We start from the raw sequence: 15,801 nt of genomic DNA, 5'->3' as shown, positions 1-15,801 counted from the left end.
AATTCATCAGTCTACCCTGCTTTTTTTGTCTCGAATAACATTTATGGAAAAATAGAACCTTTGGAGTTATAACTATTAATCTATATCGTACAGATCGATTATGACTCGCAGCGCACAAAAGTTACTTGTTTTCCTAAAATCACATTTTCCACCTTCCATCCGGCATTTAACCAGGATAGTGCTTGTGTATGATTATTGGAATTATTCACCCACCATTGTTCGCGATTATACGCTGTAGGGGGTAACGTAAATCCGAGAATCTCCTCAAGCTCTGCATATGTAAGGGTGATTGAAACTTGATTCAAATAGTTTTCCAAGGGGAAGTATTTGCTGTAGCTCATTTAGTCAGACCTCCTGAAAAGGAATACAATGATTATACAACGTGGGGATGACGATAGCGAGGGCATACCGAGAGCGTACATAGTTATGAAAAAAAAGGAATCCGTAGATCTCTTTGACTAGCGAACAACCGTGCGTAAGCCTTATTGTTCCGATTGTACTTGAGAGAGTAAAATAATAGGTAATATACGAACATCAATACGTATTTATAACATAGATACCTCGGACTAATCCGGGATGAATAGAGGTTCAAGTGTAGTTGGTGAACTTTAGATGCATGGGAAGGCAGGAGATTAGATGAGTACACTTTATGATCAGGCGATGGAAGAGATGATGACGACGATCCATGAATGGTTTGATGAACAGGAAAAGCGGGATGACTTGGAAAGTGTTGTGAAGCGAACCACGCTGCAAATGGGTATTTTTAATGATATTGTGCTGGATTACAGACCTGGACGGACCACGGTAGACAGCCTGGATCTGGGTTTGGATGATGATGATGATGATGTGAAATCAAAGCAGGCAGGAGCCTTTACCGAGGAACAGGTACGGAACGAGATCGGGCCTAAGCTTGTTGAGGTTGTTCAGGAAAGATTGGACAAGCTGGCAGATACTCCGTTGATTGACTACCGCTTCACCTTGCGAGGGAAATTCCCAACAACCGAAGGTAAGCTGCAACTGACTTTATTGGAATGGATAAACGAAGAGAAAAGAAAGCTGCTCCTTGATCGTATTCATACCTATGTAGACAAGAATCTGGAGAACAGTACATATTCAACGAAGCCATTGGAATCCTTCTTTTTGACGAGTCATCTGCTCGATCCAAAGCTGTTCCCTGAGTTGGATGTAGCATGGACCACCAGACAGTATGACCGGATTCAAGAGTTGAATCAGGGTCGTCCGGAGGCACTTGCGGAACATCGTGCTGAGATAACTCGTGCGGTGACGGCATGGGCGGAGAATCAGTTTTTGCCACAGTATTATGATGTTCAGTCTTCGCCTTATCGTACCAATGAGTATTCACTAAAGCCCGGAGCAACGCTGGAGTCGAACGTTGAGACACAGGAAGGCCAACATTTGGACGAGCCTGGGAAGGCGCAAACATCCGAAACTCAACCAATCGATCTGCTATTATACGCGGCGGTCATGATTCTACGTTTTGAGCCCAGTTATAGCAAATCCAAAGGTCTGACTTTCTTGGAGCTCGCGAAGCAACTCGGTAGCAAACGTGCAGCAAGCATGATGACAGAAGGTAGCGGGACGTATGCGAAGGACGATATTCATGTGAAAACGGAAGAAGTAGAATGCAAAGCAAATGATGTATTTGCTCTGATGACCATTCACATTCGTAAGGAAGAGCCGGGTGCCTATCAGCAGGCACTTACCTTTATCACTCATTTATTGAAACAGGGCTTTCCGAAAAGTTATAAGATCAAGCTCAAGTCCAGCGTAAAGCAGTATTTGCCGATCAAAGGACTTGCGAAGTCGGATACCCACCGATTCTTTGCCAATGCACTGGAGTACCCGGAATTGCATCCACTTCTGGAAGAGTATGCGCGTGAGGCTATCCAGGAGTTTGAGTTTTATGAGGATACCGAGGGAGAGAAAAGCTGTATGCCGGGCAGTTATGCAACCTTTGGACTGGGGCTTGTGGATGAGCAGTATTTCCCGTTGGTTGAATATTACATGGGTGAAGTGGATGATGAGCATCAGTTGATTCAGGATAAGTTCATTGCGGCATTTGTAGAACAACAGGGTGTCACGGCTCAATCCATACCTGCGTTAGTCGCCAGCTTGCGTCGTTCGACCGATAGTCTGAAGCTGAAGATTCAGCCCGAGCTGGAGAATGAGGAAATACTCGAACTGCTGGTTAGACAGATTCAAAAACTTGAGCATTATGAAGTGGAACGTGTAGTCTATCCGATCTTTGGCAAGGTGGAGAAGCTAACGACGCTCGCTCGCAAAGCGGAAGGAAGACGGAAGGAATTATTGCTGGAACTTTTGCAGGCCGCAGAGAAATAAAAATGTAAACAACACAAGTAAGATTGTGCTTCGCTAGTAAAGTATTTTAGTGAAGTGAAAGTGCATAAGGAAAGGTGGGGAAGTTGTGGAGGCATTGAGACGAGACATGTGGCAGGGATTGAATGCTCAGGACAAAGAGGCTTGGATGCGTAAGCTTGTTCGTCAGTTACCAGACGGTATGGTATATGAGGGTCTCGAGACATTTGAACGATTTGGTCAGCGGATGGAGACAGGTGTATTTACGGAGGATGGGCTGAGATTTGTGTTTGTGCCTGGGGAACGGGTAACGCTCGGCTGGGATCGTTGGCAGCATGGTATGAACGAAGAGACCTCAGCCGACCTGCATGAAACGGTCAGTGAGTATGGTGTGGAGGACGTGGATTCGTTTCTAGCGAGTCAAATGTCACTTGTAAGAACGGTCAACATTGCGCCGATGCTTGTTGAATGCGAACTGATCTCACTTGGCTGGATTGAAGTGTCCAAGGAGGAAGCATTTGCACAGGAAAATCCTGATTTCCCTTCAGCACTGGAGCAGTTCAAGCAATCGGAAATACGTGAATATGAATTGCATCAACAATTCCGTCTGATTCGCCAAAGTGAGAATGAAGTCCGAATCCTGTGGTTCAACGAAGGAATAGAGTTGGAAGACGTTGTGAGGGAGGAAGCCGCGGCGGGCTTTGGTTTGCTGACCGAAGACGAATGGGAGTATATCTATGGCGGCGGTTGTCGCACGTTATTTCCCTGGGGTGACAGCTTCGACTATACGATGAGATTGAAGCACTTTGGAAGTCTGGAAGGCATTGATGAGATTGTGGATGGATCGGCAGAGACGGCCTCTTCACGGGTTGAAGAAAAGGATGATCGTCCTTATGATCTGGAAATGCCAAATTTCTTCGGAGTGCAATTTGCCGGAGACCCCTACAAGTATGAGCTTACGCTCGATTCGGCTGGAGATGTGATGCCCAAAGGAGGAGACGGTGGTAGCCTGATATGTGGTGGAACAGGGCCGCTGGTTGGTTTCTTGCCTGCTTCTGCGGTCTATTATCGAGACGTTAATGCCAGTGAACTTGACTGGGAGGATTTGATGGATGCGATGATGTATCGCAGGGTTGTTCGTTTGGCTGATCTAAAGGTTTGATGGAGATCGGATTTATCTACTAGGCTGTGGGTGTATGTATAGATATATGATTGGGGAGATATCGAGTGAAGGTTAATAGAAGAGAACTACACTTCCCCCTTTAGTAATAGTTGGTTTCAGCTAAATAAGCAAATTTAGTTATCAAATCCAGTTATAAACTGGATCAATGGGTCTATAAAATACTCTTTTTTCCTTACAAAAAGGCAAGAAAATTGAAAAGTAAAAAGACCGCATAATGCGGTCTATGTAATCTAATTAATATACTAGTATTTTATTTAATACATTTATATTATAGCCCTCATATGTGAGACCTCCCTTATATTTTATTTTTTCAAAATACATTATTATTTAATAAATTTTTTGGGTTCTGATATGCCAAGTGCTTCTTTTATTCCTTCTTGAAGAATTTTAGAGAAATTTAAGTTTTTATCAGTAGCGTCTCTTTTTAATGAGGCTGGCATAGTGCAATTTACAGTAACTGTCTTTTCTTTGAGTTCAGGAACTCTAAATTTAGTCATAACATAAGATTTTATAACCTCTATTCCAAATTCAGGCTCTTCTTCAAACTCTTCGCGGCAGTAATCTTCATAACTAATTTCATTTAATTTAGATGGAGTTGGTAGGTCTTTTCCTTCAATAAAGTCATCATATAACATTCCAGATAGTAGATCGACAGCCATGTTAAAAGCATCCTCTAATTTATCACCTTGAGTAACTGAATTAGGTATATCGGGGAATATAACCGCATAGCCTGCTTCATCTTTATGACGGACGAATAGAGCTGGGTAAATCACATCTTTAATCATTTGAATAATCACTTCCTAACAGATAAATTTATGATTCTCGAAACTAATACATAAATAAAATTTAATTAAACTTATCAATCATCTATGATATATATTATAACAGCCAGGGCCCGAAGGCCCTTACCGTTATGTACTTATACTAACTTTTTGGCTTTTTCAATCTTTTTAAGAAATTTCTTAACATTCTTTTCTACTATATAGCTCGCATCTTTGCCTTTTGCTGAGAGTTGTGCTGCGTGTGGTACTGGGATCTTTTCGCCAGGAAGTACAGCATGTTCGAAGTACCTATGACTGCCTTTAGATCCTATGTGTTGGCATTCTGCATCAAGTAATTTACGAATAAGTTCTCCTGTGGTGATTCCACTCGAAGGCATCTCTTCGCCTCCTTTCTTTAACTCGTATAAAACAATATTAACACGCATTTACACACGTGTAAATACATTGATGCACGTTTAAATGCGTGTTGAGTTAAAAAGAGAGTTGAGATACACATAGGTATTTTATTTATAATTTATAGAGTATTTAAAGTTTATTTGTATTCTAAGTAACATAGAATTTAACAGGAAGTTTACACAAAAAGTGTAGTAAGTATACTTTTATTAAGTATTTTGTTTGAAAATTGAGATATGATTAGTGTAAAAAGCTATTTCATTTTTAATCTCAAACAAAATATATTCTCCCAATGAAAATTGAAAAAGCTTAAATCAATTTATAAAGACAAAACACACATCAAAACTGTCCCTTTTCACAGGAACAACAGAATGATGTGTGTTTGTTATGCTGTACGATTTTTATGTGAGGTTCTTTAATTGGACCTGCGAAATTATTTCACTTTTTGTACGGATACTGCCATTTGCTCCAGTTGAGTGTGAGTCAATTGGTTATTCGGCGAGCTGATGGTTACATAACGATCGTCCAGCTTGAATGTGAGCATATCCGTTTGGTCTGGTGTATACCATTTGGCTGATACGCCATTAGGCAGTTTTACCGTTTTGCCATCATAGCTGAACGAGTAGTCTTTAGGGGATACCGTGACATTCATACGATTGAAAACAAAGTTTACACCATCACCGCCTGCACCTACGCTTTTGAACGTATCTCCAGCAACCATATGTTGTGGGGCATAGGCTGTTGTGAACCCGTCAAACTTCGCAAATGCTTTGCGAATGTTATCCAATTGTTGTTTGCTATAGTTCACATCTGCAAATGCAGTGATCCCTTGATCGTTGTTGTCAGTTGCCTTCTGAACAGAGACAGCGACTTGTTGCAACTGAGCTTGGCTCAGCTTATGATCCGGGGAGCTAAGCGTAACGTAGCGATCATCCAGTTGGAACGTGAGCATGCCCGTTTGATCTGGTGTATACCATTTGGCGACAACACTATTGGACAGTTTCACGTCTTTGCTCGTATAACCGTCCGAATAATCTCTTGGAGACACATCCACTTTCATATGGTTGAAAACAAAACTGACGCCGTCGCCACCCGCACCTACACTTTTGAACGTGTCACCTGCGATCATCTGCTGAGGGGCATAAGCGGTCTCGAACCCATCGAATTGTGCAAAAGCTTTTTGAATCGCCTCTTTTTGTGCTGCGCTATACGTTACATTTGTCAAAGCTGATGGATTGCTTGTTGCTTGGCCGATAATGACCTGTCCTTTTTTGCCGTCATAGGATACAGGCACATGCAGTGCATCGGCAAGCGCTCGTACGGGCAGATAAGTAGAGTTGTTATAAGTAATTGGCGCAAGTTTGTTGCCATTGCCATCCGTTGGCGAGTAAGCCGCGCCATCGACATTAAAGCTGATTCCATGATTAAGGTATGCGGAGATTTTCTCCAACTGCGTTCCGGCGAATACACCCGTTGCTCCTGTTAATGTCATGCCCAGCACCATCATTGTTGCTACGGATTTCTTCATGTTTTTTTTCATCCTATATCTCTCCTTCAAGTTGGGGTTTGGTTTGTTTAATGGGCTCGCTGTCCCTTATGGCTTTATATTAAACCCCGAACATATCCAGAATAATTCTGAATTATCTCCAACTTGTAAACATGTGTATATAAACGGAGAATGTAGAACGAAAACGGAAGCTGCTTGGTGTGTTGAACGTATTCTTTGCCGAATCGAAACATTTTAGTTAAAAAGATAGAGGATTAGTCCGCCAAAACCAAGTACAATCGCACCAACGTATACATAGGAAAGTTTGCTAAGGTTTTGCTTTGTGCGGCGGTCATATTCGGGGTTGCTGGTCTGATTGGCTTTGGAATTTCCGATGATCATGGTAGCAATACCTCCAAACAAGGCGATACCCACAATTAAAACATAAGGCAACCAGGTCATGAATGGACCTCCTTCGCGAATAATATGATATGTCTTTATTGTACTTCAGGATAACCTTTGATGTAAGCTTTAGTTGAGAAATAAAGGAAAATGAAGTATCTATATTACAGTATGTATGTGGTCTTGGATCGGAAAGATCACTACAATTTTATATTTTTTTAATTCAAAAAAACCTTGATACAACAGGAGTTCGCAGCTTTCTTCACTGAAAGCTGTGAACTTTTTTTGCCCACAGAGTGATCCAGAATAGAGAACCCTGCGTTACACCCTATGAAGACGACGACGAGGAAAGAAATTATACACACAACATAATCGAGGAGTGAACACGTAATGAAAATGAAGATGAAGAAGTTTATCGCGCCTGTACTTAGCTTGACACTGTTGATGCCGGGGATCGCTGGAGCAGCTGCCGCACCACAGACACCAATGACCATGATGAAAGCATCCGTGAACACACCTGCGGCTGACCTGAGAGCAAACCTGGACCACCTGTTGTCCGAGCACTTTGCACTCGCAGTAACGGCAATGGCCAAAGCATATGACGGAGCAAAAGATGCAGATGCAGCCTACAAAGCACTCGACCAGAATGCACTGGATATGCAACCAGCAATTGCTTCCCTATACGGTGACGCAGGTGCCAAAGAATTCGAACGCATCTTCCGCGCTCATAACAAATACACAGATGATCTGGTGAAAGCAACCAAAATGGGCAACCAGGCTGGAATCAAACAAGCACAGGCAAACATCAACGGTTTCGTGGATGAGTTCTCCACATTCCTGAGCACAGCTACCGAAGGCAAGTTGCCAAAAGCAGCAGCCAAACAGGCGCTGAAAGTACATGAAGATCTCGTGCAAAAAGTATTTGATGAGTATGTAGCTGGAGATTACGCTGATGCATACAAGGCTTACCGTGAAGGTTTCAAGGAAATGTTCGACGTAAGTAAGGCACTCTCCACAGCAATTACGACACAAATGCCTGAGAAATTCGAAAATACCAAAGCGGATACAAAAGCAGCTGATCTGAGATCTGCACTCAACCACTTGGCTTCCGAACACTTTGCACTTTCGGCTCTGCAAATGCAAGAGGAATTCGATGGACGCACAGCAGCTTCCAACGCACTGGTTACAGCTGAAGCTGGAAACACAGCTGACTTCAAAGCAGCGATTGCTTCCGTTTATGGTAACGATGGTGCCAATGCTTTCGAGAAAATTTGGGTAACGAACCACGTTAACGCACAAAGCGACTATGTAAAAGCTGTTAAAAACAACGATGCTGCGGCTCGTGCAGCAGTAGAGAAACGTATTGATGGATTTACAACAGAATTTGCTACATTCCTGGATTCAGCAACAGCTGGCAATCTGCCAAAAGCAGCAGGACAACAAGCGCTGACAACGCATGAAAATCAAGTACAAAACGTATTGAATCAATATGCAACAGGTAACTATGATGCTTCTTACACAACGAATCGTGAAGGCTTCAAAGTGATGTTTGGTGTAGGTCAAGCCCTGGGTAACGCCATCGTGACTCAATTCAACGACAAATTCCAAGAGCCAGCAACACCAGCACCAGCGCCAGATATGACAACGGTGTGGATGCAACTGAACAGTAAAATGCTGAAAATTAACGATAAAACAACCAACATGGATACCACACCAGTGCTTTGGAAAAACACAACATACATTCCATTGCGTTTCCTGAGTGAAGGTATTGGCGCAACGGTGAAATGGGACAAAAAAGCACAACAAGTAACGGTGATGGCTGGCGATGATACCCTTGAATTCTGGGTGAACAACAACGTTATGGAAGTAAACGGCGTGAAGAAAAATGTGGGTGCAACTGTATTTGTAAACAAAGATGGACGTACGCAAGTTCCTCTGCGCTTCATTGCTGAACTTCTGAACTGGGACGTGAAATGGGCACAAAAAGATGGTTCCATTACGCTGACTAAATCGATGTAATCCAACGTTTATATACGAATCAAACAAAAAGAGCTGCCCCATACGGCAGCTTTTTTGTATTCACCCAAAAGTTCAAATATTTGGTATAATCATCGAGTAATGACCTACATAACAGCTTGAATAGCCGATGGAGTCTAGAATGATGTATGATAATTTGGTATAAGCAAAATGAAGAGGGGGACAGAGGAATGAGTACATCATCAAAATCGGAGCGCCCAGCGAGAAATGTGGATACCCGGTTATTTGTCGCTTGGGCCGTTTCCGTTATCGCAACAGGGGGGAGTCTCTATTTCAGTGAGATCAAGGGCTTTCTTCCATGTGATCTGTGCTGGTACCAGCGCATATTCATGTATCCACTAACGATTTTGCTGGGCATTGCTTACTTTAAGGATGACGTGGGCATCACGAAATACGTACTCCCACTGAGTTTCGTCGGTGGCGGCATTTCGTTATATCATGTAACGATCCAGCGTGTTTTTTCGGCTACAGGTAATGCCGTCGCGTGCGGTAAGGTTCCATGTTATACCGACTATTTGAACTGGTTTGGTTTCATCACAATTCCATTACTGGCACTGATCGCCTTTATTATCATCATCGTGATGCTGTGGGGTATCGGCAAAACACCAAAATCTTCTTAATAAGAAAGGATAGATGGTGATGAGCGGACAAGCTCGGTGGTTCATGCCCTTCGTTATTCTGCTCCTCCTGACGGTGGGATGCTCTTATGAAGAACAGTCACAATCGGGCGAGATGCCGGAGATGATCAAAGTGAAACTTGACGTTCCAGAGAAAGCTTCTCTTCATGAACCAACACGGTTGCAGGTGAAGCTTACACAGGGAGATGCACCGTTAAGTCATGCTGACCATGTGCAATTCCAGATCTGGAATGAGCTTGATGATCCGCCTTCTGTATCTCCGGAACAAGGTATGATGACAGCGGACGAACTGGAGAATCAGGGGGCTATAACTGCCAAGGAGGCAGAGGAAGGGCATTATGAAATCCAGCATACCTTTGAAGAACCAGGTACGTATGTGGTACAGGTCCATGTTACGCACGGAGCTATGCATAGCATGCCGAGAGCGAGAATTGTAGCGGAATGAAGCAGCAGGCGGGTACCAAGGCTTTGGTTCAGGTTTAACAATAGGTTTATAATGTTAAAGGTATGAAGAATGTTGTAGGAAAAGAGGCTGTTATGGCAACTATTCATGATGTTGCACTCAGGGCAGGAGTTTCTGTAACTACCGTCTCGCGTGTATTAAACAACCGGGGATATATCAGTCAGAAGACTCGGGACAAAGTGTATCAAACCATGGACGAACTGAACTATCGACCCAACGAAATTGCCCGTTCTCTTCTGCGTAAGCAATCCAATGTGATAGGCTTGATTATCCCCGATGTATCCCATCCGTTTTTTGGAGAACTGGCTAGCTATGTTGAGTATCATGCTTACCAGAATGGATTTAAAATTATGTTATGCAATTCCCACATGGACCCTTCCAAAGAGCGTGAATATGTGGAAATGCTCAAGGGTAATCGCGTGGATGGCATTATTATGGGAAGTCATACACTGGAAGTTGATGAGTATATGAATCTGCATTCCCCAATCGTGACCTTTGATCGTAAGATCGGTGAAGACATCCCGTTTATCTCATCTGATAACTATCAGGGAGGGGTTATGGCTGCTGAATTGTTGCTCTCGAAGAACAGACGACATTTGGCACATATCTGCGGTAATTTGGAATTGCAAATGCTGTCCAATCGCCGGACGACAGGTTTCGTTGATACATTGCAGGCTCATGGAGTCAAACCGGTCATGATTCATGAAACCGATCTGAATGTGTTTGATCAGCATCAGTATACGGAATTGGTGGATAAGCTGCTTGCACAACACCCCGAGGTGGATGGGCTCTTTGTAACGAGTGATCTGATGGCGGTGCATGCGCTGAAGCAGATCGTGTTAGGTGGGCGCAAGGTACCCGACGATATCGCTATTATAGGTTATGATGACAGTCGTGCGGCAGCGTATACGATGCCTGGCATAACAACGATCAGGCAGCCGGTGGAGGCCATGGCTAAGCTGGCTATTGATCTGATTCGGCGCCAACTCGCGGAAGAGAAGATCGGAATGGAGCATATTTTGCCAGTTACTATCGTGGAGAGAGAGACGACCTGATACAGGTCGTTTTTTCATATTCGTCCTTTTGCAACGGAAAAATGAAGTCGTAGAAATTTTTTTTTGAATGGTATGTCAAACGATTGACATGTCAAACCTTTGACATTATAATTCGATTTGTAAGCGTTTCCTTTTAAACTATTGATCGGGGGCCATAACAAGATGAAAAGAGAACAGAGATGGATGAAATTATCGGTATTGTCATTGATTATGATGCTTGTATTGTCGGCATGTGGAGGTAAAGCAGCGACGGAGTCCAACTCCTCCTCAGAGGGTAGCAGCAGTGAGAGTGTCAAAATCACCTTGCTTAATTCAAAGTCGGAAATTAACAGTCAGTTGGAACAAGTGGCTAAAGACTTTCATGCCGAAAATCCAAATATAACACTTGAAATTGTACCTGTAGGCAGTGGACAGTCTCCGTTTGAAAAAGCGTCTGCTTTGTATGCCTCTGGCAGCCCTACAACGATGATGATGCTGGATACAGGGGATGTCGAGAAATTCAAAGATCGTGTTCTGGACCTCACATCCGAGTCTTGGATGAAGGATGCTGTGGAGAATAGCACAGCGGCTACAACGTTTGATGGCAAAAATTATGCCTTCCCGTTCTCTATTGAAGGATATGGATTCATCTATAACCAGAATGTCTTGGATCAGGCGGTAGGTGGGACATTCGATCCAAAGTCTGTACAGACCACTGCACAGCTTGATGAGTTGTTCCAAAAGATCGCTGCTACTGGAAAATCACCTTTGATTGTATCTCCGATGGATTGGTCGCTTGGTGCGCATTATCTGGGGCTTGCATATGGTGGGCAGTCTTCAGACCGTGCGAAGGTGGATCAATTCATTACTGATCTGAAGGCAGGTCAAGTGGACCTTGCTTCCAATGCCGTGTTTAATGGCTTGTTAGATACATTTGATCTGATGAAAACCTACAATATTGACAAGGCTTCTCCACTGTCCGGAACCTATGAGCGTGGACCTGAAGTGCTTGGCAAGGGTGAGGTAGGTATCTGGTTCCAGGGCAACTGGGCATGGCCACAAATTTCAAGCTTTGATACAGCAGATGGAAAATATGGCTTCCTCCCGGTACCTGTGAGCAATAATCCAGATGATTTCGGTAATACGCAAATCTCTGCTGCCGTATCCAAACGAATATTGCTGGATAAGGAAAAGAGCACACCAGCGCAGCAGGAAGCAGCGAAGAAATTTTTGGACTGGATCGTTTATAACGAAAAAGGTCAGGATTTCCTGGTGAATCAAGCCAGTATTATTCCGGCATTCAGCAACATTACATTGGAGCCAACCGATCCACTTGGCAAATCCATTAGTGAATACATCAAGGCAGGCAAAATCGAGGAATCAATGAGCACACTTCCTGCGGATCACTGGTCCAAACTGGGTGCATCCATGCAGAAATATTTGGCTGACGTCATTGACCGTGCCGGACTTGCCAGTGAAATTCAGGCATACTGGAGCAACGTGAAATAAAGGAATTAATCATAGCCCTGTGCAGCACATAGAGAGAGACTTGCGGTACGCCGGAGATGGTGAACATACAGCTTCCACACGAGGTCTGTTCGACTTGTTTCCGGTATAACCGCCAGGCTAATCATTTGGATAGAGTGGAGGTTGACAATGCTGACCGAAAAAGGATTATGGACACGTCTGCGCACCCGCCTGATCTTTACTGGCCCGACATTATTTGCGTTTGCTACGGTGATGATTATTCCATTTTTGTATGGTATTTATTTGACGTTTACGAACTGGGATGGCATTGCCATCGATCAAAACTTTGTTGGCTGGGATAATTACATCGGTGTGTTCAAGGACACCGTGTTCTGGAAATCATTTGGGATGACGCTGGAGTACGTATTTATTACCGTTGTGCTGACCAATGCGGTTGCCTTCCTGCTCGCTTACGTTGTAACTCGGGGAATGAAGGCACAGGGCTGGTTTCGGGCTGGATTTTTCCTGCCAAATCTGGTGGGTGGAATCGTGCTTGGTTTCATCTGGCAGTTTATTTTTAATCAGGTACTCGTCTTTGCAGGACAAAAAATGAATCTCACGCTGTTCTCCACCTCTTGGTTAGCTGATCCGGATAAAGCGTTCTGGGCTCTCGTTGTGGTGACCGTTTGGCAGTATGCCGGTTATATGATGGTTATCTACATTGCAGGACTGATGAATGTGCCGAAGGATGTTATGGAGGCAGCCAGTATTGATGGGGCAAGTAATCGCAAAATGCTGGCGCGCATTGTATTGCCACTGATGGTTCCTTCGTTTATTGTATGCATCTTTTTGTCACTGCAACGGGGATTCATGGTGTATGATCTGAACGTCTCTTTGACCAGTGGCGGGCCCTTCAAGAGCACAGAGATGGTATCCATGCATGTTTATGAGCAGGCCTTTCTTGCTCGTGACTACGGATTGGGTCAGGCAGAAGCCTTTGTTCTGTTTATCCTTGTAGCCGCCATTACATTGCTCCAGGTCTATTTCAGCAAAAAACTGGAGGTCGAGGCATGATGGCTGGACAATCGCGCATTCTCAACTGGATGAAGTTTATTGCATTAATCATTGTGATGATTTTGTTTGTATTTCCGTTTGTGCTTCTAATCGTCAATTCGTTCAAGGCTAACCAGGCAATTACCTCCGATCCGCTGGGCTTGCCAAGCTCCTTTCAATTCGATAATTACGTCAATGCTTTTGACAAAATGGGATATGTATCCGCATTCAGCAATTCGTTGCTCATTACCATTGCAGGTGTATTACTGATTGCTCTTTTTGCGGCGATGACAGCCCATTACTTTGTTCGTCACAAAAGCAAGGTGAATCAGTATCTCTTTTTCCTGATGGTAGCTGCGATGATTATTCCGTTCCAGGCCATTATGATTCCATTGGTTAAAATATACGGCTCGCTCAGCCTGCTGGATAACAAGTGGTCGCTGATCTACATGTATATTGGCTTTGGCAGTCCGCTCGCCGTATTTATCTACCATGGCTTTATCAAAAGTATTCCCCTGGAGCTTGAAGAAGCGGCTCTAATGGATGGCTGCGGCAGAGTGCAGACCTTTTTCCGTATCGTACTGCCAGTGTTACTGCCAACAACCGTAACGATTAGCGTGCTGAATGTATTGTGGATATGGAATGATTTTTTGCTGCCTTCTCTAGTACTGACTTCATCCGAGCAGCGTACGCTGCCGTTGTCCACGTTTTATTTTTATGGGACATATACAGTGGATTACGGTCCATTGATGGCTGGTCTGGTGTTGACCCTGCTACCTGTCCTGATCGTTTATCTGTTTGCGCAGAAGTACATTATTCAGGGGGTCATGCAAGGGGCAATCAAATAAGTTCAGTCGGGTGATATATAGAGAGACAGGAGTGAAGGACATATGAACCAGGAACGACACGAGAAGCAGGAAATAGACACAAGGCAAGAGACAGACCTTGGACTGACGAGTTCTTCGGCTCAAACAAAGGAGAGGTATACACTCGCCCGGGCCAACGCATATATCAAGGAGCATCGACATCAGGTTGATCCAACCTATCGAATGGCCTATCATTTGATGCCAGAGGTGGGCTGGATGAATGATCCCAACGGCTTCATATACTTCGGTGGGATGTATCATTTGTTCTATCAGCATTATCCCTATGAACCGGTATGGGGGCCGATGCACTGGGGCCATGCGGTGAGCCGTGATTTGGTTACGTGGTCTTACCTGCCTGTTGCACTGGCGCCCGATCAGAGCTACGACAGTGGAGGCTGTTTCTCCGGAAGTGCAATCGTGCAGGATGGCAAGTTGGTGCTGATGTACACGGGACATGTCGTGACTGGACCTGACAAGGATAACGATTACTTGCAGACACAGAATATCGCTGTCTCGGACAATGGGATTGATTTTGTCAAAAGCACGATGAATCCGGTCATTCGGCTGGATCAGATTCCGGAGCATACGAGTACGAAGGACTTCCGTGATCCGAAAGTGTTTGAACGAAACAGTGTGTACTATTGCGTCCTTGGATCGAATGATGCTGCGGGCAAAGGTGTCATTCTGTTATACCGCTCAACGGACTTGCTGGATTGGAGTTATGTCAACATTATGGCCCAGAGTGACGGGACGCTTGGCGACAATTGGGAATGTCCCGATCTGTTCACATTGGATGGCCGAGATATTCTGATCATGTCTCCGCAACGCATGCCTGCTCAGGGAGATAACTATCGCAACTTGCATTCGACCGTTTATATGATGGGAACGCTGGATGAAGACCAGGGTGTGTTGAAGTACGAGCAGTACGTTCCGTTGGACTGTGGCTTCGACTTTTACGCACCTCAGACGATGGAGGATGCACAGGGACGACGAATCATGGTGGCTTGGATGGATACGTGGGAAACGGAAATCCCGACACAACAGTCCCATGCCTGGGCTGGAGCGATGACGTTGCCAAGACAATTGATTCGTAGGGGAGAACGATTGATATTCCAGCCTCTTTCCGAACTTATACAGTACAGGTCGGAAGGCACCGAGCAGTATGGTATACATTTAAATGGTGATGAACATGATTTTGATCTTGGAATCAGTGGAGACCGTTACGAACTGTATGCTGTATTCGAAGCGGAACAGGCACAACACTTTGGGTTAAAGCTGCGCACGGGTGAGGATGAAGAAACCGTGATTTCCTATGATGTAGAGCAGCGTCGCTTATGCTTGAATCGCGAGCAGGCCGGACAAGGGCCGGGCGGAGAACGAGCTGCAACAGTGGAACTGCTTGACGGGAAACTGGAACTTCATATCTTTATGGATGTCAGCTCCATTGAGGTGTTCATTCAGCAGGGGGAGCAAGTGATGACAGGACGGATCTATCCTGGGCCGAACTCAACAGGTATTAAGGCTTTCTCGTCCGGAACGTGCACGTTGACCGAACTTCGGAAATGGGATTTACGAATTCCTCGATAAAATCTTTTCTAAAATACAGCCTTGACCTTGAAGTATGCTTCAAGGTTTATTCTTTTTTTATCAAGAAATATTG

The 15,801-nt window shown here is 44.3% G+C and carries 15 protein-coding genes; 10 read left to right on the top strand and 5 right to left on the bottom strand.

The window, feature by feature from the left end; genetic code table 11:
• Window positions 1–98: 98 nt before the first annotated feature.
• The gene (locus C161_RS02615; protein WP_036606815.1) at window positions 99–341 is read right to left on the bottom strand and encodes a DUF7662 domain-containing protein; all 243 of its coding nucleotides are present in this window, start codon (window positions 339–341) and stop codon (window positions 99–101) included.
• A gap of 295 nt (window positions 342–636) precedes the next feature.
• On the opposite strand from C161_RS02615, the gene C161_RS02610 reads away from it, so the two are divergent.
• Entirely contained in the window at window positions 637–2,361 is a 1,725-nt protein-coding gene (locus C161_RS02610) for a DUF6138 family protein (protein ID WP_036668097.1), read from the top strand.
• 85 nt (window positions 2,362–2,446) lie between these two features.
• Complete coding sequence (locus C161_RS02605; RefSeq protein WP_156946075.1) at window positions 2,447–3,499, top strand: hypothetical protein; 1,053 nt, start codon at window positions 2,447–2,449, stop codon at window positions 3,497–3,499.
• 344 nt (window positions 3,500–3,843) lie between these two features.
• On the opposite strand, the gene C161_RS02600 is transcribed toward C161_RS02605, so the two are convergent.
• From C161_RS02600 to C161_RS02585, 4 genes are all read right to left on the bottom strand, one after another.
• Window positions 3,844–4,305, bottom strand: a complete 462-nt coding sequence (locus C161_RS02600; protein WP_036668093.1) for a type II toxin-antitoxin system HicB family antitoxin — start codon at window positions 4,303–4,305, stop codon at window positions 3,844–3,846.
• 134 nt (window positions 4,306–4,439) lie between these two features.
• The gene (locus tag C161_RS02595; RefSeq protein WP_036668092.1) at window positions 4,440–4,679 is read right to left on the bottom strand and encodes a hypothetical protein; all 240 of its coding nucleotides are present in this window, start codon (window positions 4,677–4,679) and stop codon (window positions 4,440–4,442) included.
• 449 nt (window positions 4,680–5,128) lie between these two features.
• Window positions 5,129–6,235 (bottom strand): stalk domain-containing protein, encoded by a 1,107-nt coding sequence (locus C161_RS02590; protein ID WP_036668091.1) that lies wholly within the window; start codon window positions 6,233–6,235, stop codon window positions 5,129–5,131.
• 201 nt (window positions 6,236–6,436) lie between these two features.
• Entirely contained in the window at window positions 6,437–6,643 is a 207-nt protein-coding gene (locus C161_RS02585) for a hypothetical protein (RefSeq protein ID WP_017692174.1), read from the bottom strand.
• Between the two features lie 336 nt (window positions 6,644–6,979).
• Here C161_RS02585 and C161_RS02580 point away from each other — a divergent pair, with 336 nt between their 5' ends.
• The 8 genes from C161_RS02580 (at window position 6,980) to C161_RS02545 (ending at window position 15,728) form a co-directional block, all read left to right on the top strand.
• Window positions 6,980–8,602, top strand: coding sequence for a copper amine oxidase N-terminal domain-containing protein (locus tag C161_RS02580; protein WP_036668172.1), 1,623 nt, complete (start codon window positions 6,980–6,982; stop codon window positions 8,600–8,602).
• A gap of 188 nt (window positions 8,603–8,790) precedes the next feature.
• Window positions 8,791–9,240: a disulfide oxidoreductase gene (locus tag C161_RS02575; RefSeq protein ID WP_051449546.1), complete on the top strand. Its 450-nt coding sequence runs from the start codon at window positions 8,791–8,793 to the stop codon at window positions 9,238–9,240.
• 19 nt (window positions 9,241–9,259) lie between these two features.
• A complete protein-coding gene (locus C161_RS02570) occupies window positions 9,260–9,703 on the top strand; it encodes a FixH family protein (RefSeq protein WP_036668090.1) in 444 nt (147 codons plus the stop codon).
• A 92-nt stretch (window positions 9,704–9,795) separates the two neighbouring features.
• On the top strand, window positions 9,796–10,776 hold the full coding sequence (locus C161_RS02565) for a LacI family DNA-binding transcriptional regulator (protein WP_036607071.1): 981 nt from the start codon (window positions 9,796–9,798) through the stop codon (window positions 10,774–10,776).
• Between the two features lie 162 nt (window positions 10,777–10,938).
• Window positions 10,939–12,264, top strand: coding sequence for an ABC transporter substrate-binding protein (locus C161_RS02560; RefSeq protein ID WP_084650018.1), 1,326 nt, complete (start codon window positions 10,939–10,941; stop codon window positions 12,262–12,264).
• Window positions 12,265–12,411: 147 nt separating this feature from the next.
• Window positions 12,412–13,296 carry a carbohydrate ABC transporter permease gene (locus C161_RS02555; RefSeq protein ID WP_036606829.1) on the top strand — a complete coding sequence of 295 codons (885 nt, stop codon included), beginning with the start codon at window positions 12,412–12,414 and terminating at the stop codon, window positions 13,294–13,296.
• A complete protein-coding gene (locus tag C161_RS02550) occupies window positions 13,296–14,123 on the top strand; it encodes a carbohydrate ABC transporter permease (RefSeq protein ID WP_036607075.1) in 828 nt (275 codons plus the stop codon). Before C161_RS02555 ends, C161_RS02550 begins: the two co-directional genes overlap by 1 nt.
• Window positions 14,124–14,165: 42 nt before the next feature.
• Window positions 14,166–15,728, top strand: a complete 1,563-nt coding sequence (locus C161_RS02545; protein ID WP_084650016.1) for a glycoside hydrolase family 32 protein — start codon at window positions 14,166–14,168, stop codon at window positions 15,726–15,728.
• The last annotated feature ends 73 nt before the right edge of the window (window positions 15,729–15,801 follow it).

Source organism: Paenibacillus sp. FSL R5-192, assembly GCF_000517845.1.
Lineage (GTDB): Bacteria > Bacillota > Bacilli > Paenibacillales > Paenibacillaceae > Paenibacillus > Paenibacillus amylolyticus.
Note: the sequence above shows the minus strand (reverse complement) of the source record. Positions and strands in the feature narration are given on the sequence as shown.